This is a genomic window from Caballeronia calidae, from assembly GCF_900044055.2.
GTDB classification, from domain to species: domain Bacteria; phylum Pseudomonadota; class Gammaproteobacteria; order Burkholderiales; family Burkholderiaceae; genus Caballeronia; species Caballeronia calidae.
On the sequence record NZ_FCOX02000055.1, the window covers coordinates 1 to 24,715 of the forward strand.

Consider the following 24,715-nt stretch of genomic DNA (forward strand, 5'->3'; position numbering starts at 1 on the left):
GCGGTGGACGTCGCGGCGGCGGGCGCGGACGCGACCGTGCAGACCAACAACGTGCAGGCCGGCGAAATCTCCTGCGAATTCCTGGCAAAAAAACTGGGCGGCAAGGGCAACGTGGTGATCGAGAACGGCCCGCAGGTGTCGGCGGTGATCGATCGCGTGAATGGCTGCAAGAGCGTGCTTTCGAAGAATCCGGGCATCAAGGTTCTGTCCGACGATCAGGACGCGAAAGGCTCGCGTGAAGGCGGCATGAACGCGATGCAGGGCTATCTCACGCGTTTCCCGAAGCTCGATGGCGTGTTCGCGATCAACGATCCGCAAGCGATCGGCACGGACCTCGCGGCGAAGCAATTGCATCGGAACAACATCGTGATCACGTCGGTGGACGGCGCGCCGGATATCGAAACGGCGCTCAAAACCGACACGATGGTCCAGGCTTCGGCGAGCCAGGACCCGTGGACGATGGCGCAACAGGCTGTGGGCGTCGGCCACGACATCATGAACGGCAAGAAGCCCGCCAATCCGACGATCCTGCTGCCCTCGACGCTGGTGACCCGGGACAACGCCAACAGCTACAAAGGCTGGTCGTCGCCTCGCTGATCCCATAACCGTCCGAGCACGATCACTATGTCCATTCTTACCCAGTCACCCGCATGGCGAGCGCGTGAGGTCATCGAAACGACCACGAATCTCCCTCAACTGGTCGTGTTCGGCGAGGCGCTGACCGATTTCATCTGCGAAGACGACCAGCGCTGGCGCAGCGCGGCCGGCGGTTCGTGCTGGAACGTCGCGCGCGTGGGCGCACGGCTTGGCGTGCCGGCCGGATTTGCCGGCACCGTGAGCCAGGACGGCTTCGGCGACGAACTGATGCGATTGAGTGCTCAAGCGGGTCTCGACGCGCGCTTCACCCGCCAGGTCGAGCGCCCGCCATTCCTCTCCATGGTCGTTTCAAGGCATCCGCCGCGGTACTGCTTTGTCGGTGACAACAGCGCCGACCTGGCCTTCGACGCCAATGCGTTGCCGTCCGGCTGGCTGAAGGCCGCGCAGATCGTGCACTTCGGCTCGCTCAGTCTGGTCCGACGGCCGCTCGCGGCGCACCTGCTGGAAATCGCACAGACCGCCCACGCTGCGGGCAAACGAATTTCCTTCGATCCGAACTACCGGACGCTGATGGACGGCCCGGCTTACCGGGAGACGCTGCGCAAGATGGCCGGACTTGCCAGCTATATCAAAGTCTCCGACGAGGATCTGCACGGGCTTTTCCCCGAATTCGACGAAACAGCTGCATTGGATCAGCTTCGCGAATGGGCACCCCATGCCGCGCTGCTCGTTACGCGCGGCGCAGAAGGCATGCAATTGCATACTGCGCGCGAGGTGGTGTTTCAACCAGCATTTGCTGCTCGGGTGACTGACACCGTCGGTTGCGGCGATGCCTGTGTCGGAGCGTGGATGGCGAGCATGCTCATCCGGCCTGACGCGCCGCTGGCGTCCCATCTGCGCTTTTCAGCGGCTTGTGCGGCCGTGGTGTGCGCGCAGCAAGGGGCCTACGCCCCCACCCTCGACGAGGTGAACGCGCTGCTTGATTAGTAGGATTCCTATTCGCCGTTCTATATGAATGCCATGACACCAGCACCGACAAGCCAGCCGGACCTGCTCGACTTCTCCTTCGTCCTGTTCGGCGGAACAGGCGATCTCGCGATGCGCAAGATCCTCCCCGCGCTCTATGCCGCCCATCGCGACGGGATGCTCGCACCCGGGGGCAAAATCCTCGCCGTCGCGATCACGGCGCTGGATTGCAACGGCTATCTCGCATGGGTCGAGGAGCACGTCAAGCCACGCGTCCCTGAATCCACGATCGACGACGCGGCGTGGCTCGGCTTCCTTGGGCGTATCAGCTACGTACGGCTTGATGCAGCCCAACCTGACTCTTTCGCGTCGTTGGCCGAAGCGCTTCGCAACGCTCCAGGCAGACGCATCTTCTATATGGCGACCGGACCGGCGCTATTCGTGCCCATCTGCAGCGCATTGGGAGCCGCAGGGCTCACCGAGGGCGCAAGCGTGGTCCTTGAGAAGCCGCTCGGCCACGACCTGGAATCGTCCACTGCAATCAATGACGCCGTCGGCAGGATCTTCAGCGAAGACCAGATCTACCGGATCGACCACTACCTGGGCAAGGAAGCGGTACAAAACCTGTTTGCCCTGCGCTTCGGCAATTCGCTGTTCGAGCCGTTGTGGCGTCGCGAATGGGTCGAGAGCATTCAGATCACGGTAGCCGAGGAACTCGGCGTCGAAGGTCGCGGCAACTTTTACGATCAGACCGGTGCACTGCGCGATATGGTGCAGAACCACCTGCTGCAGTTGATGTCGATCGTTGCGATGGAGCCGCCGCAATCCATGGATGCGGATGCGGTGCGCGACGAAAAGCTACGCGTGCTGCGCGCCCTCAAGCCGCTGCGCGGTGATGAGATCAGGCAAAACGTCGTGCGTGGTCAGTATCAGACCGGCAGTATCAATGGCGCGGGAGTCCCGGCGTACCGTTCCGAGGCGGGCGTCGGAATGGACAGCAGGACCGAAACATTTGTCGCCTTGAAAGCCGAGGTCGAAAACTGGCGCTGGGCCGGTGTGCCGTTTTTTCTGCGCACCGGGAAGCGCCTGGCAGCCCGTGTCGCTGAAATTGTCGTCAACTTTCGGACCGTGCCACATTCCACGTTGGGGCCAACGGCCCTGCGTCCGGGTTCGAACCGGCTGATGATCCGTCTGCAGCCGACTGAATCGATCCGGCTCACTGCCCTTGCGAAACAGCCGGGTCTGGGGATGACGCTACAGGATGTCTACCTTGATCTCGCATTCGACCAGTTCTTTCAGCACGAGCGAATGGAAGCTTATCAGCGCCTGCTGCTCGATGTCATCGCGGGACGGCTCGCCCTGTTCGTGCGTCGCGACGAACAGGAGGCAGCGTGGAAATGGGTCGCCCCGATCATCGATCATTGGGCCGCTCCGGAAAGCGCGCCGAAACTCTACGCGTCGGGCACTTGGGGTCCAGCCGCAAGCAGCGCGCTGCTCGCGCGCCACAACACATGCTGGCTGGAAGAAGAGAACTAAGTGGAGGCAGGACATTATCCGGATCATAGCGTGTATATCCTACAGTCCGAGTCATTCGGTGTCGCTGACTTTTTCAGTTTGACTAAACACAATGTCGCTTCAAATCATTTCCTGGCAAGACGACGATCATGGCTGAGATCTGGCACCTTGAATGGCCTCACGGCGCGCTTGACGTGCATGCGAAGGGCGGCATGCTCGGCGGGGTGGCGCTCAAGCGCGGTGACCGGCAGGTTCGACCGTTCTACGAGCCATCATGGATCGGCAATGCAACGCACCAGCAGCCGGAATTGCTCAACCATATGAGAAGCGAATTCCCGTGCATTCCCTTTGGTGTGCCCTATGCACCGGAGGCCGTTGTGGAAAGCTGGCAGGAGAGTCTCGCCAGACCTGTCGCGGAACCCGAAGCCCTGTTGGGTTGGAGCGACGACCTCCTGCACGGTTACGGCTGTGTCACGGACTGGACACTCGTGCGGCAGACGGAATCTGAAATCCAGATCGAACTGGAGTATCCGGCGGCCTCACCCATAGCACGTCTTGTTCGCGTGGTCCGTGCCGATCCGAAGAGCGCCGCGATCGATTTCTCGCTGACGATCGAGGCGCGCAAGAAGACGCACCGTCCGATCGGCTTGCATCCCAATCTGGCGCTCCCCTCCCTCGCCGGCGCATTTCATATCGATCCTGGCGCGTTTCGCTTTGGTGTCGTTCACCCCGCTGGCCCCGAACCCGGCGTGTCTCGCGCAAAACCGGCGGCATTTTTCGACCGGCTTGATGAGGTGCCACTGCGTGACGGTGGCACAGCAGAATTCGACCGCTTTCCGTTCCCGGAAGATACCGAAGAAATCATCCAGCTCTGTGGAGTCGACGGATCGGTGATCCTGACGGACAACGAATCGCGGGTTGTGTACCGTCTCTGCTGGGATGCCTCTGTACTCCCGTCGCTTCTGCTATGGATCAGCAATCGGGGGCGTAGCTACAGCCCCTGGAATGGTCGCAATCTGTGCTTGGGCGTCGAACCTGTGGCAAGTGCATTTGAACTTGGCTGTCATGCCGCGCTGGCGCCCAATCCGATCAATGAACGAGGCGTCTCCACCGCCGTAGCACTTGATCCGAATCGGCCGCTCGAAATCGCTTATCGATTCGAGATTTTGACCCAATAAACGCGTGGAAGCTCGTTGCTTGATTCGCACCGCACCTTGATGGCGTGACTTGATACAACTGTCTTTAAAGATTCCACCTCCTCTGGAGATCTGATGATGACCGACGGCAATTCGCAACTCGACCTGCACTTTCCGACACCCGATGGGATTCCGGCGGAACACCGCCTTGGCGCACCCGTTCATCAGCGCGGGTTCCTCGTTGGCGGCGAGATACTCACGTGGAACGGCCCCTTCAAAACTGTGCTCTCGCCAGTCTGCACGCGCGATCCGGAAACCGGCGAAGTGAGCCAACTCGAGATCGGCAGTTACCCGCTGATGGGCGAGGCGCAGAGCGACGCCGCTCTGGATGCCGCAGTAGGAGCCTACGACAACGGCCGGGGTCAATGGCCGACAATGCCCGTCGCCGGCCGCATCGCCTGCATGCAAGCATTCGTGAAAGGCATGGTCGAGCGCCGACAGTCGATCGTCAACCTCCTTATGTGGGAAATCGGCAAGAGCCTCGTCGACTCCCGCAAGGAGTTCGACCGCACCATCGAGTACATCCAGGCCACGATCGAGGCCCTGAAGGACATGGACAACGGCCATTCGAGATTCATGGTGGTCGAAGGAACCATTGGTCAGGTCCGCCGCACGCCGCTAGGCGTAGTGCTGTGCATGGGACCGTACAACTATCCACTGAACGAGACGTTCTGCACTCTGATTCCGGCGTTGCTGATGGGCAATACGGTGGTCCTCAAGCCGCCACAGTATGGCACCCTGCTGTTCGAACCGCTGCTCGAAGTGTTTCGAGATGCGTTTCCCCCTGGCGTGGTCAACACGATCCACGCACCGGGTGAACTCGTGGTGCCGCGCATGCTGGCCTCGGGCAAGGTCAACGTGCTGGCATTAATCGGATCGAGCCGCGTTGCGGACCATCTGAAAAAGCAACACCCCAAATCTCACCGCCTGCGTGCCGTGTTGGGCCTCGACGCGAAAAATGCGGCCATCGTGCTGCCCAATGCTGACCTGGATCTCGCAGTCAAGGAGTGCGTGCAAGGCGCATTGTCATTCAATGGACAGCGCTGTACGGCGCTCAAAATGCTAATCGTGCACAGCAGTGTGGTCGACGTGTTCCTGGATCGCTTCACTGCTGAATTAGCGCGGCTCAAAATGGGCATGCCGTGGGAGGCCGCCGTGCACATTACGCCGCTGCCCGGGCCGCATCGCACTGCCTATATGACAGAAGCGATCGAGGACGCCAAGGCCAAGGGCGCGCGCGTCGTCAACGAGGGCGGGGGTACCTTTTGCAACACGCTGTTCAATCCGGCTGTCGTCTATCCCGTGCGGGAGGGGATGAAACTGTACCGTGAGGAGCAGTTCGGTCCGGTGGTCCCCGTGATGAGCTTCGATGCCGTGGAAGAAGCACTGGACTACGTGATCACCTCGGATCACGGACAACAGGTGAGCATCTTCGGAACCGACGCTTCACAGATCGGTGCGCTAGTCGATCCGCTGGTCAATCAGGTCTGCCGCGTGAACATCAACTGCCAGTGTCAGCGCGGGCCGGACGTGTTCCCATTCGCGGGGCGCAAGGATTCGGCCGAAGGCACGCTCTCCGTCAGCGACGCGCTGCGCGCATTCTCCATCCGCTCAATGGTTGCCACGAAACAAACCGAACCGAACAAGGAACTGCTCAACACCATTGTGCGCGAGCATCAATCCAAGTTCATCAACACAGACTTCATCTTTTGAGTGGAACGCACAAAATGCATCGCCAACGTAACGCCAAGATCGTCGCGACACTCGGACCGTCGAGCTGCGACCTGACCACCGTGCGCGCCCTGTTCGACGCTGGAGCTGACGTATTCCGGCTCAACTTCAGTCACGGTACGCACGCCCAGCACCAGGAGCGGCTCGAGATCATCCGCCGCGTCGAGCGGGACGTTGGTCGCCCTATTGCCGTGCTGCTCGATCTGCAGGGTCCGAAGCTGCGCATCGGCACGCTCGCGAATGGTCCGATCACGCTGCAAGCCGGTGCGGCGTTTCGCCTTGATCTGGACCCTACCCCGGGCGATGCCACGCGTGTACCGCTGCTACACCAGGAGATTTTTGCCGCGCTCGACACGGACACCGAATTGCTGATCGACGATGGCAAGGTGCGTCTCAAGGTGGTGAGCTTCGGGCCGGACTTCGCCGACACGCAGGTCGTCACCGGCGGCACGATATCGGACCGCAAAGGTGTGAATGTGCCTTCGGTACTGCTACCCATCCCCGCCATGACACCCAAAGACCGCGCCGACCTCGAGTTCGGGTTGACGCTGGGCGTCGATTGGGTCGCGCTATCGTTTGTGCAAAGACCCGAGGATGTGCACGAGGTGAAGACAATTGTCCAGGGGCGCGCCGCCGTACTGGCCAAGCTGGAGAAGCCGGCGGCAATCGAGTCGCTTGCCGCGATTGTTGACGCGGCCGACGCGATCATGGTCGCGCGTGGCGACCTCGGGGTCGAACTGCCGGCCGAACAAGTGCCGCGTATTCAGAAACAGATCGTGAGGGCGTGCCGCGCCACTGGCAAACCCGTCGTCGTTGCCACGCAGATGCTGGAATCGATGATTAGCTCACCGGTACCGACTCGCGCTGAGGCGTCCGACGTGGCTAACGCGGTGTACGACGGCGCTGATGCTGTAATGCTGTCAGCTGAGTCCGCATCCGGGAGTTATCCGCGCGAGGCAGTTGCGATGATGGACCGCATCATCGCGGAGGTGGAGTCCGATCCAGACTACCGCAGCGCGATCGATGCATCCCACACGGCGCCGCAAGCCGAGGTCGCCGATGCGATCTGCCTCGCCCTGCAGCAGACCGCGAACCTGCTGCCTGTAGCGGCGATCGTCACCTACACGCGGTCTGGCTACACCAGCCTGCGCGCAGCGCGGGAACGGCCGGTCGTCCCGGTAGTGGGCATGACGCCAGAGTTCGCCACCGCGCGCCGCCTGGCGCTCGTCTGGGGTGTGCACGCAGTGCACGCCGATGAAAACGTCTCCGACGTACCTGACATGGTGAACAAAGCTTGCGCGGTCGCTCGAGGCGAAGCCTTCGCGCAGACGGGCAACTTCATCGTCGTCGCCTCCGGCACGCCTTTTGGCGTGGCCGGTACTACCAACTTCCTCCACATCGCCAAGGTCTGACTCCATGCACAAGATTAACGACATCCGTGCGATCGAAATCCTAGACTCGCGCGGCAATCCCACCATTGCCGCCTCGGTACCCTCGAAGGCGGCGCCATCCGCTACGCGGCCGCGCCCTCAGGTGCATCCACTGGCAGCCACGAAGCCCTGGAACTGCGCGATCAGGACCCGCGGCGTTACAGCGGCAAGGGCGTCACGCGTGCGGTGAATCACGTAAATGGCGAGCTGCGATCGGCACTGCTTGGCTTCGATGCGGGCGATCAGGCCGGGCTGGACCAGCGCATGATTGAACTCGACGACACAGAAGACAAGTCGCGCCTCGGAGCGAACGCGATCCTTGCGGTATCGCTTGCAGCGGCGAAAGCCTCGGCACAGGCGAGTGGCGAACCGCTCTATCGTTATCTGGCCTCCGAACCTGACGCATCGCTCCAGCTTCCAGTGCCGATGATGAACATCATCAACGGCGGTGCACACGCCGACAACAACGTCGACATCCAGGATGTTCATGATCCTGCCCGTGGGCGCACCGAGCTTCAGGGAGGCACTGCGCCAGGGCGTCGAAGTGTTCCACGCGCTCAAGGGCGTGCTGCAGGCCGATGGGCTCGGGACATCGGTGGGCGACGAAGGCGGGTTCGCGCCGAATCTTCCGTCTAACGATGCCGCCATTGAGGTGATCCTGGGCGCGATCGAGAAAGCGGGCTTCAAGGCGGGCACTGACATCTGGCTGGGCCTCGATGTCGCGAGCTCGGAGTTTCACCGCAACGGGTGCTATGAGCTGGCGTCCGAAGGCAGATCGTTCACCTCGGACGAGTTCGTCGAGCTGCTCGTGAACTGGGCTGAGCGCTATCCGATCCTCTCGATCGAAGACGGTCTGGCGGAAGATGACTGGTCCGGCTGGAAGCTGCTGACCGAGCGATTGGGACGCAAAAGTCCAACTCGTCGGCGACGACCTGTTCGTCACAAATACGGCAATCCTGCAACGCGGCATCGAGGAGAGCGTCGCGAATGCAATCCTCATCAAACCCAATCAGATCGGCACGCTAAGTGAGACGCTGGCGGCGATCAGGATGGCCAACCACGCCGGCTATGCTGCCGTGGTATCGCACCGTTCAGGCGAAACCGAAGACACGACTATCGCCGATCTGGCCGTGGCAACGAGTTCAACGCAGATCAAGACCGGCTCGCTATGTCGCTCAGATCGTGTGGCCAAATACAACCGGCTGCTCCTGATCGAGGACGAACTCGGTTCCGATGCGGTCTACGGCGGTCGCACCGCGTTTCCCGTGCTGAGAGGTGCCTGATGTCCACGATTGTTTTGCTACGCCACGGTGAGTCGATCTGGAACGAGGAAAACCGATTCACGGGTTGGGCTGATGTGGGCCTCACCGCGAAAGGACTGGCCGAGGCCCGAGCTGCTGCTGAATTGCTACGCTGCGAAGGCTTTGAGTTCGACATCGCTTTCACGTCGATGCTCCGACGTGCCAACAAGACGTTGTGGACTGTGCTGGAAGAAATGGACCGCATGTGGATCCCAGTACATCACTCATGGCGGCTCAACGAGCGCCACTACGGGGCGCTGCAAGGCCTAAACAAGGCAGAAACCGCCGCGAAGCACGGCGAGGCCCAGGTGAGGATCTGGCGCCGCGCCTTTGACATTGCTCCGCCGCCATTGTCCAAAGGCGACCGGCGCACCGCCATAGTCGATCCGCGCTATGCCGATCTCGAGCCGGGAGCGCTGCCAAGGACCGAATGCCTCAAGGACACGGTGGCACGTTTCCTCCCCTACTGGCATTCGACCATCGCCCCAGCGATCCAGTCCGGCAAACGGGTGATCATCGTCGCGCACGGGAACAGTCTGCGCGCTCTGGTGAAGTACCTCGACGACATCTCGGACGAAGACATCGTCGAGGTGAACATTCCGACGGGACAGCCTTTGATTTACGAACTGAACGACGCGCTCAAGGGCCGCAGTCACCGCTACCTGGGTGACGCCGCAGAGATTGAGACTGCTATGCACTTGGTGGCCGCGCAAGGCGGCGCACAGCGGTAAGCGCACACCTGCAACCCACCAGGGCGAGCGGGAGAAGTAGGATTTCGTGAATAATCGTAAAGCCAAGCTCATGCGAGCCGATATCAATGACGCGATTCCAAGGACCGCGCCCGCCGCCACGACAAAACTCGGCGCGTCGGCGAGCGACGCGCCGAACACCATCATGCCGACATCGTCGGTCGAACAGAAGATCATGACGCATCTGCTCTCTTCTCCACCTGCTTCGAGTTGAGTTCTTCTGCTCGCGGCAGGCTTAGCCTGCCGCGTTCTTCAACGCTTGTCCGAAAAACTCACAACGGCCCTCCCGCGACGAATACTGTGCTCGAGGCGACCGTGTTTGTGTCGCGCGTCACGCCTTACTGCGTGGACGTTTTAGACTTTTTCCAATTCGACCGCACGTTCACCACACTGTGTCGTTGGGACGAGTTGTCGTCTCGCGATAGATGACGATGTCGAATATTCGACGATTTGAAGATCGGATAAGCGCCTTGCGTCCGCGAAGATACGCGCTCGATGCGGAGACTCGCTTATCGCGATGCAGCGCAGAAGATATGTTTCGAATAAATTACATACATAACAACCGATCATTCCTTATGTCAAATTTACTATGCAATTGACACCGGTTTTGCCGGTCAGCGCGGTCGACCATGTCGATTATTCGCGATCTGCTCCCGCCTGCGCGCCAGCCGAGTCTTCTCCTGACTTGTGCCGTACTCTGCTTCGGCAGCGGAAACAACTCCGGTGACTGCGCCGGTGAAATCGATGCGCATATTGCCCTCGACGAGACAGGTCCAATAGCGTTGGCCCCGGCACCACATCTTGACGCCGTTACGAGCGTCTCGCTCGCTCAGTCCAAGCGACGCCGCTCGGGCAAGGACATCCTTGAGAATCCCAACCTTGAGCGGAACCTTTGGTGCGCGACTGTGCGGAAAGGCGTGCGGGAAATGTCGTTGCAGCGTGGCGACTGCGCGCGCGGCTGCGTCAGAAGACGTTCGCGGAGGCTTCGGTGACTGCTCCATTTCACGTCCGACGCCTACTGGCGCTGACGTCAAGCGTGCAGCAACCTTTTTGCGGTTCGCGCCTTGGCTCAGTTGCGCTTTGAGCGCAGCGAGATCTTCGAATCCCATCGTGCGTGCCTGAAATCAGTCGCCTAATTTTACCAGTCGCCGTCAAACATCGCCGTCAACGGCCCGCATGGAGTCTTCATCGGTACATCCTCCCTACCAGAGTACTTATGGTGAGCTAGAATACGGTGCAGTTGTCACCAAAGAGCACCTCACCATGCAGACGGAAAGCTGGGTAGGACAGATTGAACGTGAATGGCAACAGCTTCGCAGCGCAGACCCGATGCTGGACGTCGAGAAGTTCTTCAAGCACGTGATTGCCGCGAACAAGACCGGCTTTCTCTCGCTTGAATCACTGGCTGCGATAGCGAACGCGCTCTTGACCAGCCCCCTCTCAGGCGCGCCAATCCTGGGACGTCGCCTTCTTGATCGTGTAGGTGTGAATCGCCATCCGTCGTTGCGGGTTGCACTTGCCATCTCCCTCGTCACGTCGACCGGCGGCGATGCGGAATACACAAGTGGCAATGCGATCCTTGAAGATGTGATGAAGGACGACACCGCCGACGGTCGGCTTCGTGGCATCGCGGCGGCGGCGCTCGCAGACAGCGCACGGATCGGCAGGGGGAAAGATGCGGACGCGGACCTTGCAGTCACGCTGTACGAACGAGCGGTTGACTTGGGCCATAAGGCTTCAGCACACAATTTGGGGCTGTATTGGGAGGGAGTCTGGGGAGCACCGAGCACCGGAGCGACGCTCAATCGTCAGAAGGCCATCCAGATGTATCGGCGCGGAGGTGATGACGCACGGTGCCTACGCCGACTTCAAGCGTTACGGTAGATCACCTTGTCGCCTTCCGTCTTTCCACACCCGGCGGCATCGTCGATGCTGCCCCCCGGCAGTCGTCCGTCCTCCCGCGCAAGGGATCCACCGGAGGCACGCAGCCCATCGCACCGGGTAGCGGCACGAACCAAGACACTCCCGGCGGGAAGGCCAAGCAAAAACTGAAGAGAAGTCGTTGTGAGGGGCATGTGCACCGTTGGTTGTGCAGGATTACCATATGCAACGCGAAAGACCTCAAGCGCCCGGGCCCCACATTTCAGGACCCGGCACCCACGCGTTTGAGGCTCATCCGAGCGAACCTGTTACTGTTTCTTCGTCGCCAACTCCACGTTTCTGGCGTTATGCGCGGACGTCACGCTCTTTCCTGGCAGGGTGAGCGTGACAATTGCGCAAATGACCGTACAGGCGGCGAGAAACGCGAACGCCCCATCGTAGGAGCCATGACGGGCCACGATCAGGAACCCCATCACAGCCGGTGATGCGACGCCTGCAAGCTGACTTCCAAGATTGACGATGCCCGAGGCCATGCCCATGTCTTTCGCCTCGATCAGTTTCAAAGGAAAGGACCAGAGCGCAATGAAGGAAATCTTCATGCTGAAGGAGAGAACGAGTTGGCAGGCAATCACCACTGGCAGTGTCGGCACGCTCAGCATAACGAACAAACTCATGCCCGCAAGCGCAACGCTCAGGAACAACAGGTACTTTTCACGCCCAGCGAACAGCTTGTCCGCCAACCAGCCTCCGGAAAGCATGCCAACTACACCTGCGATTCCAGGCAGGGCCGACACGATGCCAACATGCGCGAGGTCAAGCTTCTGAACTTTCATCATGTAGGAAGGCAGCCAGGAGAGGAAGCCCCAGATAAGAATGTTGACGCCGAAGTTGATGACCGAAATCTTCCAGATATTGCTGTCCTTGATGAGTTCCCTGAAGGGAAGCGGCGGCTCGTGATGACCGCTGGTCGTCGGCACGTTACTGGGCGCGGGATGCGACCGGCGCGTTCCAAAGAAGTACAAGAGAAATGCGAGCGCGCCGAAGACAGACGAGCCGATAAACATTCCGCGCCAGCCCGTATGCGCAATCAGCGGAACGGCGATGAGCGGCGCGACCACGAGGCTGAGCGGGTTCGTCGCTAGCATGAACGACTGTACCCGCGCCCGCTCGTTCTTCGCATAGCCTTCCGCTACGGCCTTGTATGCAGCTGACGGAAAGCTCCCTTCAAAGATGCCGAAAAGGAAGCGAATCACGAACAGCGCGGTCAGCGACCAGGCCAGTCCGCTTGCCGCAGTGAATATCGCAAACATGAACACGGAGAAGAGGATGGTCTTGCGCGTTCCGATCTTGTCGGCCACCCATCCGCCCGGAAGCTGGATGACGGCGTAGCCAATGAAGAACACGCTGAGAAGCAGGCCCAGCCCCGACTCGTCGATCTTGAATTCGGCGCCGATATACGGAAGCGCCAGGTTGATCAGGAATCGCTCGAGATAGCTCGCGAACCAGCATACGAACAGCACCGACGCGAACTGGAATTTCTGATTCGAAACGTTCATACGTTCCTCATTTTTCAAGCTCGAAGGCAGGCTGATGGCTAGTTTCTCGCAGCCGAAAGAGTGCCAGCCCGAACTCATGTCTCCCCGATATGGGTAATGCAACGCGCGTGCCCTTTCGGACCGGATGTCTATGCTTTCTTCTGCGGAGCTCGGGCGCGCGTTGGGTTGCTCGCTCCAGATCCGCGTTAGTCGAACACGATGGGCGCGCCCGGAGGCGGACTGAAGCCCAGGTCGCCTCGTGCGACAACCGCTTCACGGCCACCGTTCAGCGACAGCAGTTCGGACTGGCGCTCGCGCACCATGCGATCGACATCCTCCGGGTTGCAGATCTTGAGCAGCCGCTCATGGCATTCGCTCAGGACGCTTGTGTACCTCGGGTCCGTCCCGAGGTCGTTGATTTCTTCGGGGTCTGCCTTGAGGTCGAAAAGTTGCGCGGGATAGTCCACGTAGTACATGTACTTGTACTGGTTGTGACGAATCATGAACGCGCCCGTTGCCGACCCCATGCCGTGGTATTCGGTCAACACGTTGCGGTCGGGCTTCGCGCCATCGGCGATGTCGTCCAGCGAAACGCCGGGGAAACCGTCCGTGAGCGCGGGGTCCGTTTCGCCGACCGAGCGAAGAATGAACGGGTAAGTATCGACATGGCTCACCGGCGTATCCACCACCTTGCCCGGTTCGATGCCGGGGCCTGCGACGATCAGGGGCACGCCCGAAGCCTCCTCGAACAAGGTGGACTTGCCCCACATTCCGCGCGAGCCGAGATTGTCGCCATGGTCGCTCGTGTACATCACCCGGGTGCGGTCGGCGAGGCCTGCATCCTGCAGCGCGTTGAGCACGAGACCGATGTTTTCATCGAGGAAGGAGCACAGCCCGTAATAGCCGGCAAGGGCCTTCTTCAGCTTCTCGTCGTCGAAATGGTCGTCATAGTTGAAGCTGCTGCGGTAATCGACCTGGTATGGGTGCGTGGGCCGCTCCTCCTTCCGGTAGAGCTTCGGAAGAGGCAGGTCCTGATTGTAGTACTTGTAGAAATGCTGAGGCGGAGCCGTCAGCGGGAAATGTGGCGCGACGAAGGACACGAACAGCACCCACGGCGTGTCCGACTGCTTCTTCGCCATCTCTTGCAGCCACGTCTGCGCGCGCGCTGCGATGTCACGGTCGTAGAACGTGTACTGACTCTCGCCGGGGCCGGCCATATTGGCCATCTTGTAAGCGCCCTTCCGGACCGGCAGGTCGCTGCGGACCAGACCCATCAGATCGCCCTTGCCCTCGATGATGTGCATGGGAATGACTTCTTCCGTGAAGCCATGGTCTTCGCCCGTCAGCTTGAAGTGCAGCTTGCCGATCGACGTGACGTTGTGCCCGCGGTCCCGCAGCTTGTGATGCCAGCTCGGCACTTCGCCGTCGTAGGCATCGGCGTTGTCGGCGTAGCCGATCTGGTGGATGTACTTGCCCACCGCGAACGACGCGCGCGACGGAATGCAGACCGGGCTCGTGCAATACGCCGAGCTGAAGCGCGTGCCGCGCGCGGCGAGCGCATCCAGATTCGGCGTCTCGACAATCTTGTTGCCCGCGCAGCCGAGCATCTTCGGATTGTGCTCGTCCGACATGATGATGAGCAGGTTTTGCGAATCTTTCATATTTCCTCCAACTATGTAGGACTATAGTTTTCGCGGGACAAATTTTTTTGGGGCAATGTGTCTGCCCCGAAAAATTCAGCGCGAAGTGTGACCCATTTTCGGTAACTGGTCGGGCACGCTGAGTACCCGGCTCGTCGCCGGAATGGAGAATTCCTGGTAATACACGCACGCGGTCGCGCCCATCATGGCCGCTGCCCTCATGAACAACCCCGCCTCGCCTGCCTTCGTACCGGTGGCTTGCGCCGTGGCAACGTCGAATTTGATCACGTTGATGTCGTGCGTGATGCGGGTAATCGGCACGCTCAGCTCATTGGCGATGAGCGTCTTGAAGTTCAGGCCGTCCAGCGAGCGCAACGACGCCTTCGATAGGCGCGGCAAGATTCGACTGTCCAGATAGAACCGTACGAGCACGTCGAACTCGCCGTTCACATTGATCGTTCGAGTGATCAGCACGAGATGCTCGCTGGCATCGGGAAAATAGCGCGTCCACGCACCTTTGCCGCTGACTCGCTCCCGGCTCACCACCTTCGAGTAGACGGGGAGAAAGCTCTCGCCGTCGTCTGCGAAGAAACGACAGTGCCACGGGTCCTCCATGCGCAGATCGTTTTCCGCCACGAAGCTGCCGAGCCCGTGTAGCCGCACCACCACGCCCTGATCAACCAGCATGCGCAGCGCCCGCTGCACGGTCCCGAGACTGAACGGGGTCATTTCCGCAAGTTCCTCTTCCGTCGGGAGCTTGTCGCCCGCTTTCCAGTGCCCCGCGGTAATCGCCTGAAGCAATACCGAGCACAGGCGCATGTACTTTGGCGCCCCGCTCCGGTCCGGCCGCGCAAGGACCGCGAAGACATCGGTGGTGTTTGCAGCTGTGGACATAGAGTTCGGGTAGAAACGGAAGAGCTATATAGTTATATAGCAATGTACGCCTGTCCCGGCATTTGCGCAATACTGCGCCGGGCGGGTAAACCCCGCGAGCCTCCACGAATTCGCACGTGCGAACCGTGCACCGCACGCCACGCACCGTTCGGCCGATGCGCCTCTTGTGCATCTGCATGAAAAATCGCGGCATGTCGGAGACCGACTTGTGCATTTGCACGATGGCCGCGGATGTCTGCGTGTTTAGCATGACGGCGTACAACATCAGCGAGCCAGCCCGTGAAAATTGTCATCGCACCGGACTCCTTCAAGGAAAGCCTTTGCGCGGCGGATGCCGCCCAGTCGATTCAGGAGGGATTCGCGCACGTGTTCCCCGCCGCAAGCTTCGTGTGCCTCCCCATTGCGGACGGCGGCGAGGGAACGGTGGAAGCCCTGAAGGGGCCTTTGCGTGCGCGGCTTATCCCGACAAGTGTGAGCGATCCGCTGGGCCGCACGGTCAGCGCCGAGTTTGGACTGAACGACAAACACGTGGCGCTTCTCGAAATGGCCTCTGCCTGCGGGCTTCATCACGTCGCGCTCGCCGAACGTGATCCGCTGCGGGCAACCAGTCGCGGACTGGGCGAGCTCGTGCTGGCGGCGCTCGACGAAGGCGCGCGTCACTTCATCGTTGGCCTTGGCGGCAGCGCGACGAACGACTGCGGCGTGGGCTTTCTTCAAGTGCTCGGTGTGCGATTTCTTGACGGCGACGGCCGCGACTTGTCGAGCGGCGCGGGCAGCTTGCACAAGCTCGCACGAATCGATCGAAGCGGCATGGACCCACGCATCGCCGAATGCTCGTTCGATGTCGCGTGCGACGTCGACAATCCGCTGTGCGGACCCGCCGGAGCGTCGGCCGTGTTCGGCCCGCAGAAGGGGGCGACGCAGGACATGATCGCCGCGCTGGACCAGGCGTTAGGGCATGTCGCGGACGTCATGCGCCGCGACCTCGGCGTCGATGTGGCATCGCTCCCCGGCGCCGGCGCGGCGGGAGGTATGGGCGCCGCGATGGTCGGCTTCCTCAACGCGAATCTGAAGCCTGGGTCCGTCATCGTCGCGGAGGCGCTCGGTCTGGAACAGGCTATCGTCGGCGCGGATCTCGTCATTACAGGCGAAGGCTGCGTGGATGGGCAAACATCGCGCGGAAAAGCCCCCGCCGGCGTCGCGCAGATTGCACGCCGTCTGGGCGTTCCGGTGCTTGCGCTGGGAGGCGCCGTCACCGCGAACGCGGACGAACTCGCTGCAATCGGCATTCAGGCAGCGTTTGCATCCGTCCGCCGCGCCTGCTCCTTGAGCGACGCGCTGCAAGAAGCCCGCGCGAATCTGCGGGCAACCGCTCGCAACGTCGCGGAAGTGCTTCGGCTGGGCATGTCGATCAAACGCTAGCACGTCACCGAACCGCCCTCTCCTACTCCTTCAGGAACCCAATCATGCGTTCAACCAAAATCGTCGCCACGCTCGGCCCGGCCAGTTCGACCGAATCGATCATCGAGAATCTCGCCATTGCCGGGGCCGACGTCTTCCGGCTCAACTTCAGCCATGGCAGCCATGAAGACCATGCAAGACGGCATGCGCTGATTCGCAATGTGGAAGCGCGGCTCGGAAGGCCGATCGGGATTCTCATCGATCTGCAAGGGCCGAAACTCCGGGTCGGCAAGTTCGCCGAGCGCGCACCGGTGTTGCGCCGTGGACATCAGTTCGTCTTCGACCGGAACGAGGAGCCGGGTAACGGTACGCGCGTCTACCTGCCTCATCCGGAAATCTTCGCTGCGGTATCGGCTGGCGACCGTTTGCTGGTGGACGACGGCAAGATGCAATTCCGCGTGGTCAGCGCGAACAGCGAGCAGATCGTCACGAACGTGGAAACGGATGGATGCATCTCGGACCGCAAAGGGGTGAGCGTGCCCGAAGCGCGCCTCAGCATCCCGGCGTTGTCCGAGAAAGACAAGGCGGACCTCGCCTTCGGGCTCTCGCTCGGCGTCGACTGGGTGGCGCTGTCGTTCGTGCAATGCGCCGAAGACGTCCTCGAAGCGCGCGCGCTCATCGGCGACCGGGCAGCGATCATCTCGAAGATCGAGAAGCCGCAAGCGCTCGACAACATCGAAGAGATTCTGGGCGCGTCCGATGGCTTGATGGTCGCGCGCGGGGACCTGGGCGTCGAGATGCCACCCGAAGACGTCCCGGCCGTGCAGAAGCGTCTGGTTCAACTGGCGCGGGGCACGGGCAAGCCGGTGATCGTCGCCACGCAGATGCTGGAATCGATGACGGTCGCGAGCACGCCGACGCGCGCGGAAGCGTCCGATGTGGCCACGGCCGTCTACGACGGCGTCGATGCCGTCATGCTGTCCGCCGAATCCGCTTCCGGGCAATACCCGCTCGAGGCGGTGCAGTTCATGTCGCGCATCATCAATAAGACGGAGGCCGACCCGCTGCATCGACGCGCACTGCAGGCCGGCAGTGCGGGCCCGCTCGCCGACGGCACCGACGCCATCGGTGTGGCGATACAGGCCATCTCGCACACCGTCCCGCTCGGCGTCGCCGTGACCTATACGACGTCGGGCAGCACGCCGTTGCGCGTGGCGCGCCTTCGACCCAGTGCGTCCATTCTGAGCCTCGGTCCTCGCATCGAGATCGCGCGACGCCTGTGCCTTGCGTGGGGCGTGATGGCGCGCACGAGCGAGGTGGCCGAGACCACTGAAGATATCGTCTCGTTCGCCATCTCGGCGTTTCAGGCCAACTGCCTTAGCGCGTCGGACAAGGCCATCGTCGTGGCGTCCGGCACACCGTTCGGCCTCGCCGGTTCCACGAACAATCTCCGCATCATTTTTCCGGCGGAGATCGAGCGGCTTTCGGCGCAACGGCATGCCATGACCGTTTGAGCCGCGTTCCGCTGCTATCCTCCCAGGGATGAACGGACGAATCGACTCCAGACTGGCGGCACAGATTGTCGAACAGGCAACGAAGGTGTTGCCCTTCGACGTCAACGTCATGGACGCGAAAGGCTCGGTGGTCGCGAGCACGGACCCGTCGCGCGTGGGTTCGTTTCACCGGGGCGCGCAAATGGTTCTGGGCAGCGCCAGCGAAGTCGAAATCGATCACGATGCGGCAGCGCGAATCCCGAACACGCGTCCGGGCGTCAACCTGCCGCTGTTCGTCCGCGAAAGGCTCGTGGGCGTCATCGGGCTGACGGGGGCACCGGCGGACGTGCGTCAGTTCGGCAAGCTGCTCCAGAGCATGGCTCAACTCATACTTGAGCGTGACGAGTTGACGCTCGAACTGCAGCGCGAGGAACATCACAAGGAAGAGTTCGTTCGTCAAGCAATCCTCGGAAGTTCGCACCTCTCTTCAGTCGAAGTCGCCGCGTGGGCCGCGCGCGTCGGCATCGACCTCGAACTCACCCGAAGCGCGTTGATATGCCAGTTCGATCCCGGTCAGTTCAAACCGGACACGACATTGGCCGAACTCGACCGCATCCGCGACAGCATTTCCCGGGAGTGCCCGCACCTCATCGCCACACGCGTTTCGATGACCGATCTGGCGATATTCGGGTCAGTCGTTGAGGACCCCTCCAGCCCGGGTCGAACCGAAGAAAACGCCCGAAGACTGCTGGCGGACGTGCGAATCAAAATAGGCGGCGTCTGCAAGACCTCTTTCCGCCTTGCGCTTGGAATTGCGCTGCCCGCTTATGAGGGTCTGCGGCAATCGTGGACCTCGGCGGTCGAGACCTTGCGGATCGGCATGGCCCGCGCACGCTCGCCTGACGAGTATTATTTTTCCTATTACGACCATAGGCTGGCGGTCCTGCTCTGCGGCTTGACGGAGACCTGGCGGACCGCCGAATTTTCGCGTCCGCTTGAGTTGCTCCTTACCACGGAGCGCGACGGCCCGCTTCTGCTCCACACCCTGAAGGTCTGGTTTGAGCAGGGCGCCCAACCGAAGCTGACAGCCGAAGCACTCGGAATCCATCGAAACACGCTGGACTATCGCCTGAAGAAGATCAAGGAGGCCACGGGACTGGACTTGTCCCGGGTCGACGACTTCGTGATGGTGTATATCGCGCTTCAACGGATGGGTGAGTGAGATCCGGCGGCGCATGCGGTTCGGGTAACGGGCATTCAACATCGCGCCGATTCGTGGCGTCCGAAGCGTCAGTGCATGTGGTCACAAGTAGCAGATGGACCATGCCGTCTTCAGTTGTAGGTGGAGCAGATCGACCCGCGGAGGTTCGCCCAGTGCGTCGAGATGGCCCTACTCGATCAGGTTGCCCGCATGGTGGCGTGTCGATCCATTGACGAACCACCGCGACCGTCGGCGATGCCGGTCTGCATGATCGCTCCGCATACAGTGGGTGCAGCAGCGATTCCGGACAACACCGGCCTATTTGAGCCAGGTGTCCATAATTCTTGCCGCAGCAGCGACTTGCCTTTCACAATCTGCCGGCGCCACCATTAAGAAGCAATCCTAATTTCGCGTAAGCTAACGATTCCTTTTATGTAAAGTACCAAAACTCCGCCCGCCATTTTTCGCAGATCGATGCGCTGCTGTCCTAGATCGGGATGAAACCGCTCTTCCGGAACGGCGCCGCCGAAGTTAGTGACGATCGTAGCAAGGATACGACTACTGCGCCTCTCGAGATCTGTTGATGCGGCGCACCTCATGTCAAGATGGCTGGCGCGACACACGTACGCTTCGACGCATCGTCGGCTGCGTCCCTCAGATCTCTAATGGGTGTCAAGACGCAGACGCCGCGAACACTAAACATGGATCGAGCCGTTCGCCGACAGGGACCACTGCCGGCGGGCCCGTGGGAAAGCTACTGATGCACGTGGCAAGGCGACTCCGCATCGTCACGACATAGCGCTGGTCAGATTATCTGCAGTTCGTTTCTTACCCATTGCAGAAATCTGTTTGCGTTCAGCCGTCGACGAAAGTGCAAATAGAGATCCCAACCTCTGGAATTCGGATCTCCGCCGCACTCCTGGATCATGGCACTTTTGATTTGCTGCAGTGTCTTCGGTGCCGCATTCCCCCCCGACAACCCAAAACCTAGATAGGTGTTCTGGAGCGCACCGCCGCCGCTTACGCAAATCACGTTCCAACCAGAAGCCGATCCGCCCGTCTTCTTTTTTTCTGCGAGTTCGCGAAATTGTAATGCGCTCTCGGTCGTGTGCGCCACAAAGGTCCAATCGCCGGCGTTGCAATCGGATTCGCTAATCTTGATGCGTTGTTGATCGATGAATGCGTCTTCCACGCCCCCCCCAGTAGCGATTCTCAGATTTGCGAACACAATGTCGAAGACGTCTTCACCCACCAGATCGCACAGTGAGTTGAAGAAGACAGCTTTTATCATGCATTCGCATTCACAGACAGTCAGTTGTCCGTTAATGAAGGCCCGAATAGCCACCGATGGCCGCTCGTTCGCCATAAGCGCAAAGTCTTTCGACGTCGCCAAAAATCCGTCAGTTTTTCCGTTGTTGGCAAGCTTTATCCTCGCTTTGAAGTCCATGCCACCGAGGCCCAGCTCTTGAAGTTTCCCTGCGTTCTTCTCGAGTATTATCTTTTGCAGGTCCATCGAGTAGAAACAATTCTTGCCATAGTTCTGCTCTGCCTGCCTGAACCACTCGATAACCCTATGAGGTAGTTGGATCAAGTTACTTCCTATAGCCGACATACGGGCATCGTGACAGCTTCGACATTCTCCTAATTTGTTTACAGGAGCCTGATCATTCGATTGATTTTGGCAAGTTTTATTCGAGCAAGCCATGGTGATACTTCTCCAGAGAACTGAAATATGCCTGCGGTCGTAGAATGCCGGCGCGCTAGCTGCGCCGTCCTCTTGTTTCCTCGAGGACAAGCGTTTTTTGGTAGTCAGCCGGCACATTCGTGAGAGCAACGTTGCGCTTCAACTAGACGCTGTTGCCGTGTTCTTCGGGATGTTCCACATGCCCGCAACCACACCGCCCTTTTTTGCGCCGTTGTTGTCCTGCGGCTGATATTCCATTTTGAATTGGGCGAAGTTTAGTGTGACGTTCTCGGAGACCTGTTCTCCACCACCGAAGCCCAAGGACAGGCCACTGATGAGTACCTCCTTCAGCGTTATCTTCAGGTATTCGACCGGCTCGTTTCCGCCCGCCTTTCGCAGCGTCAGCACGGCCTCCGGCATGTGCACGCCCTGACAGCACGACTGAGCGATAGTTGGCGAACTCTTGTCGACGTGTTTGGTGATCCTGAGATCCTGAACTGACGCTCTTCCGGTGCCGCCGCCCGTGCCACTGTGTGTTGTGCCTGTCTGTGAGCAGCCCCACGACCAATTGAGCACTTCGATTTCTTCGGTGTGTCCTACCGCCAGTGATTCACCCTTGATGTTGCCCAACTTGAGGAACATATCCACGGCCATATCAGTCTCCATTAAAACGCCCCTTCCGGGGCCGAAATTCGCGTAGCTAAGTGGCGAATTTTCATTTCTAGGCTTTGCCATAATTTACCTTCGTTCGCATTCCTTGTGGTATGGCTCGCTTCGAAAATTTGACGCGGCCGCCCATCACCGCCCATTTATTCTCCGAGCTCCGGTGAACGCAGCAGCCGCCTGCAACTATCAGCGCTGGTAAAGCTGCGTCCGCTTTTCGCTAGGTGAACTGGCTCTCATTCGTTCAGTCCGCTTCGCGAGATCAATGACCCGAAAACAGCCGAGCTCGCATGTTTATTCCAGAAAAAAGCCGAAGAAATTCGAACCGATTCACCGCTCAAGTGGCTTTTCACAGTAACTAGGTAACTGGTGCCGGTCGCAGTCCTCAGCGCCGACAGGTGCGAGACAGTCCACAGCCAGGCTTAAGAACCCGCATTGACATCAGGCGCCGCGAGTGGGAGTTCGGCGATGATGTCTCGGTCTTTTTCTCCATGCGTGGCACGGAAACTCTCTCTTTTAGACGCGCTGGCGGATCGTCAACATGGACGGGATTTACCCATGATCTGACTGGGGTCGCGCCGGTTTCGGCGGCCGATCCTGTGACCGGCAAAGCCGCACTGTCTGGATCGCCAACGGTGCCGCCAAGGGTCTGATGGCAGAGGCGTGGCGCTGATATAAGGTGACGACAGCATCGCTGCGTCCTCGACGCCGCAGCGGCTGTGGGGAGCCTTTACGATAGTTCGTCGGCGTTCAGCCGACGAAACGCTCGCTCCTCAGCGGGCCACACCCGTCAGAGCGCCGACGGTCGAGCGGCCGTTGGCTCAGTCGTGCGCCTACGCTGGACTGTGCTCTCGGGGGAAGCCACGAACGGGACAAAACGCAAGGTGTGAGGCGCCCCCACCCATCCGTTCGGGGGGCGAACCAGCACTGGGCAAACACTAGCGAGGATGTACGAATAGAGGCCTTCGCTGTGCATTCTGTAGCGATTAGCCGCCCTGCGCGGGCTGGTCTACGTATTTGGCTGAGGACTGCCCGTCTTTGCGCTCGCAAGCTGAATGGCTGTTTGTTGACCTGAAGAGACATTTGGATGTCTAGGAGACGGTGCTCGCGAAAGGCTGATAGTGTGGCCCGACAAGCGCCGATCACCCGCCATCTTCTGCCGACGCATAACAGCCGGGGCCGACCTGCCCCGGTCGTCCTGTAGTGGCGCGCGGAGGTCCGTCTGCCTCCTTCGTGCCAAATCCGTCTCTCCCACCCGAACTGCGAGGACACTCAAGCAACCCTTTTATTCCCCCTCCTCGCTCAAATAAATTGCCGCTCTTGCGCGGAACAAAGAGCCACACCCTGCTGTTTTGCTTTCGACGGTCGCAGCACACCGCAGCGACCTCGAACGGCGCGATTCGTCCAGCGAACCGGCCACGCAGGAGGAATCATGCACCGCGCAATTTACGTCCTCGACCAGAGCTTCTTCAGCTTCGGCTGCTTCTATCGCGTGGACCTGCGCAGCCGCAGCGGCCGCCTGATAGAGACGCACTACGTGAAACTCAGCGACATCGCGTGGTGCTAGGACCTGTGCGGCGCAGCCCTTCGATCAAATCCGGCCCGAGGAACCTATCCATGACCTACGCTTATGCCCGCTTGCCGGACGTCGTGCCCTACGATGAATGGCTAAGAGGAACTTTCGCGCTGCGTCAGGTGCGCAGCTCGGCGCTGAAGAACCTGGATGATCAGATCCAGCTATACCACCGCGATCGCACCGTCCATCAATTCCATCTTCTGGTGAGCGCGTTCGAGTTCTGGCGAGAGTCGGCCGGCACCGGAGATGACTGGAAGAAAGTTTCGCGCAACGGCCTGAACCACTTCACGCTGCTCGATCAGCAGCTGCGCGGCAACGGCGACACCGACGCTGCAGCCGGCGCGCAGGACTTCATGACGCCTGCGCTCATCAACTCGCGGCTCGGCGTGCTGTATCTCTTCGGCAACCTGGACATCGAGGACGACACGTTCCAGGTGCTGCTCGAAGGCGCGTTCGATATCACCAACGCCGGTCTCGGCCTCGCACCCGATGGCGACGACGCGGCGTCGATCGCTAGCGACGTGATCGACAACAGTCTCGTACAGAAGTCGGCGTCGCTCGCGCTCGAACAGGTGCAGCAAAAAATCAGAAAGCGCAAGAACCCCACGCTCACGAGTTCCGCACAGCTCATGACGTCCGACATCACGCTGCCTGCATTGAGCAGCGCGGCGCGGCGTCTCTATGAAATCATTCGCGACAAGGTCGGCGAAGGCGCGAAAAAGCTCTGGGACATGATCCGCGAAAAGGTCGCCGATATCCGCAACGATCCGGCGTGCTTCGCGCTCGACACGATACCCGGCCTCTTGCGCAAGCTCGTCGACTTCCTGTGCGGCAAGCTGCTCGCGACCCTTGCGCCGCTCATCGGTGCGGGCCTGGATCTCGCGAAGGGCATCGCCAATACCGTCGACAGCAGCATCACCAAGTATCGCGAGTGGGTGCAGGGCCGCGACGTCCAGTTCGGCACCGGACACCCCGGCATCATCGTCGAGGCGATCTGACGCGCGATGAAGCTCTCCATCGGCGCGTGCGTCTACGACATTTTCAAGGGCGGGACGAGCCTCTGCCTGCAGCTCGCGAGCCAGGGCGTATCGACGATCGTGGATGCCGTCGTCTCCATCATGGAAACGCTCGCGGAGGTCATCTAGAAGATCGTTGAAATCAAACGCATCAAGCGATTCTGCCAGCAGGCGAAGGCGCACTGGGACGCGCGTATGCAGCGCGATGCGCTGCATACGCGGCCGATCGCCTACAACAGCTGGTTC

Annotated in this window: 21 protein-coding genes and 1 pseudogene; 16 read left to right on the forward strand and 6 right to left on the reverse strand. The window is 60.5% G+C overall.

Features of this window, described 5'->3' with window-relative positions; all coding sequences use genetic code 11:
• The 9 genes and pseudogenes from AWB78_RS32520 to AWB78_RS46905 all read left to right on the forward strand — a co-directional run.
• A partial coding sequence (locus AWB78_RS32520; protein WP_157697689.1) for a substrate-binding domain-containing protein occupies positions 1-597 on the forward strand: 597 nt, incomplete at its 5' end.
• 27 nt (positions 598-624) lie between these two features.
• Positions 625-1,584, forward strand: a complete 960-nt coding sequence (locus AWB78_RS32525; protein WP_062610733.1) for a carbohydrate kinase family protein — start codon at positions 625-627, stop codon at positions 1,582-1,584.
• 33 nt (positions 1,585-1,617) lie between these two features.
• Positions 1,618-3,099: a glucose-6-phosphate dehydrogenase gene (gene zwf / locus AWB78_RS32530; RefSeq protein WP_062610759.1), complete on the forward strand. Its 1,482-nt coding sequence runs from the start codon at positions 1,618-1,620 to the stop codon at positions 3,097-3,099.
• A 128-nt stretch (positions 3,100-3,227) separates the two neighbouring features.
• Positions 3,228-4,256: a hypothetical protein gene (locus tag AWB78_RS32535; RefSeq protein ID WP_232477970.1), complete on the forward strand. Its 1,029-nt coding sequence runs from the start codon at positions 3,228-3,230 to the stop codon at positions 4,254-4,256.
• 96 nt (positions 4,257-4,352) lie between these two features.
• Positions 4,353-5,987 carry an NADP-dependent glyceraldehyde-3-phosphate dehydrogenase gene (locus AWB78_RS32540; protein WP_062610761.1) on the forward strand — a complete coding sequence of 545 codons (1,635 nt, stop codon included), beginning with the start codon at positions 4,353-4,355 and terminating at the stop codon, positions 5,985-5,987.
• A 14-nt stretch (positions 5,988-6,001) separates the two neighbouring features.
• The gene (pyk, locus tag AWB78_RS32545) at positions 6,002-7,417 is read left to right on the forward strand and encodes a pyruvate kinase (protein ID WP_062610734.1); all 1,416 of its coding nucleotides are present in this window, start codon (positions 6,002-6,004) and stop codon (positions 7,415-7,417) included.
• A 4-nt stretch (positions 7,418-7,421) separates the two neighbouring features.
• Positions 7,422-8,718, forward strand: a pseudogene (gene eno, locus AWB78_RS32550) (phosphopyruvate hydratase).
• Positions 8,718-9,467 carry a 2,3-diphosphoglycerate-dependent phosphoglycerate mutase gene (gene gpmA, locus AWB78_RS32555; protein ID WP_062610735.1) on the forward strand — a complete coding sequence of 250 codons (750 nt, stop codon included), beginning with the start codon at positions 8,718-8,720 and terminating at the stop codon, positions 9,465-9,467. The pseudogene eno and the gene gpmA overlap by 1 nt, the downstream one beginning before the upstream one ends.
• Before the next feature lie 46 nt (positions 9,468-9,513).
• The gene (locus AWB78_RS46905) at positions 9,514-9,699 is read left to right on the forward strand and encodes a hypothetical protein (protein WP_157697690.1); all 186 of its coding nucleotides are present in this window, start codon (positions 9,514-9,516) and stop codon (positions 9,697-9,699) included.
• Between the two features lie 400 nt (positions 9,700-10,099).
• On the opposite strand, the gene AWB78_RS44090 is transcribed toward AWB78_RS46905, so the two are convergent.
• Entirely contained in the window at positions 10,100-10,594 is a 495-nt protein-coding gene (locus AWB78_RS44090; protein ID WP_074173585.1) for a ProQ/FinO family protein, read from the reverse strand.
• A 154-nt stretch (positions 10,595-10,748) separates the two neighbouring features.
• On the opposite strand from AWB78_RS44090, the gene AWB78_RS32560 reads away from it, so the two are divergent.
• Positions 10,749-11,369, forward strand: coding sequence for an SEL1-like repeat protein (locus AWB78_RS32560; protein WP_062610762.1), 621 nt, complete (start codon positions 10,749-10,751; stop codon positions 11,367-11,369).
• Positions 11,370-11,674: 305 nt separating this feature from the next.
• Here the strand turns inward: AWB78_RS32560 and AWB78_RS32565 are convergent, their stop codons facing one another.
• From AWB78_RS32565 to AWB78_RS32575, 3 genes are all read right to left on the reverse strand, one after another.
• Entirely contained in the window at positions 11,675-13,000 is a 1,326-nt protein-coding gene (locus AWB78_RS32565) for an MFS transporter (protein WP_082883510.1), read from the reverse strand.
• 107 nt (positions 13,001-13,107) lie between these two features.
• On the reverse strand, positions 13,108-14,562 hold the full coding sequence (locus AWB78_RS32570) for a sulfatase family protein (RefSeq protein WP_062610737.1): 1,455 nt from the start codon (positions 14,560-14,562) through the stop codon (positions 13,108-13,110).
• Positions 14,563-14,637: 75 nt separating this feature from the next.
• Positions 14,638-15,435, reverse strand: coding sequence for a GntR family transcriptional regulator (locus AWB78_RS32575; protein ID WP_062610738.1), 798 nt, complete (start codon positions 15,433-15,435; stop codon positions 14,638-14,640).
• A 279-nt stretch (positions 15,436-15,714) separates the two neighbouring features.
• Here AWB78_RS32575 and AWB78_RS32580 point away from each other — a divergent pair, with 279 nt between their 5' ends.
• Genes AWB78_RS32580 through AWB78_RS32590 form a run of 3 tightly spaced genes read left to right on the forward strand, consistent with a single transcriptional unit; the run spans position 15,715 to position 19,551 of the window.
• Entirely contained in the window at positions 15,715-16,857 is a 1,143-nt protein-coding gene (locus AWB78_RS32580) for a glycerate kinase (protein ID WP_062610739.1), read from the forward strand.
• Between the two features lie 44 nt (positions 16,858-16,901).
• Positions 16,902-18,350, forward strand: a complete 1,449-nt coding sequence (gene pyk / locus AWB78_RS32585) for a pyruvate kinase (RefSeq protein WP_062610740.1) — start codon at positions 16,902-16,904, stop codon at positions 18,348-18,350.
• Between the two features lie 28 nt (positions 18,351-18,378).
• Positions 18,379-19,551, forward strand: coding sequence for a sugar diacid recognition domain-containing protein (locus AWB78_RS32590; protein WP_062610741.1), 1,173 nt, complete (start codon positions 18,379-18,381; stop codon positions 19,549-19,551).
• A gap of 784 nt (positions 19,552-20,335) precedes the next feature.
• Here AWB78_RS32590 and AWB78_RS32595 read toward each other — a convergent pair.
• The gene (locus tag AWB78_RS32595) at positions 20,336-21,121 is read right to left on the reverse strand and encodes a hypothetical protein (RefSeq protein ID WP_157697691.1); all 786 of its coding nucleotides are present in this window, start codon (positions 21,119-21,121) and stop codon (positions 20,336-20,338) included.
• Between the two features lie 252 nt (positions 21,122-21,373).
• Positions 21,374-21,868, reverse strand: coding sequence for an Hcp family type VI secretion system effector (locus AWB78_RS32600; RefSeq protein ID WP_062610743.1), 495 nt, complete (start codon positions 21,866-21,868; stop codon positions 21,374-21,376).
• 1,441 nt (positions 21,869-23,309) lie between these two features.
• On the opposite strand from AWB78_RS32600, the gene AWB78_RS49415 reads away from it, so the two are divergent.
• Genes AWB78_RS49415 through AWB78_RS46910 form a run of 3 tightly spaced genes read left to right on the forward strand, consistent with a single transcriptional unit; the run spans position 23,310 to position 24,598 of the window.
• Entirely contained in the window at positions 23,310-23,444 is a 135-nt protein-coding gene (locus AWB78_RS49415; protein ID WP_269768960.1) for a hypothetical protein, read from the forward strand.
• Positions 23,445-23,494: 50 nt separating this feature from the next.
• Entirely contained in the window at positions 23,495-24,451 is a 957-nt protein-coding gene (locus tag AWB78_RS32605; protein ID WP_062610744.1) for a hypothetical protein, read from the forward strand.
• A 6-nt stretch (positions 24,452-24,457) separates the two neighbouring features.
• Complete coding sequence (locus AWB78_RS46910; protein WP_157697692.1) at positions 24,458-24,598, forward strand: hypothetical protein; 141 nt, start codon at positions 24,458-24,460, stop codon at positions 24,596-24,598.
• Positions 24,599-24,715: the final 117 nt, after the last annotated feature.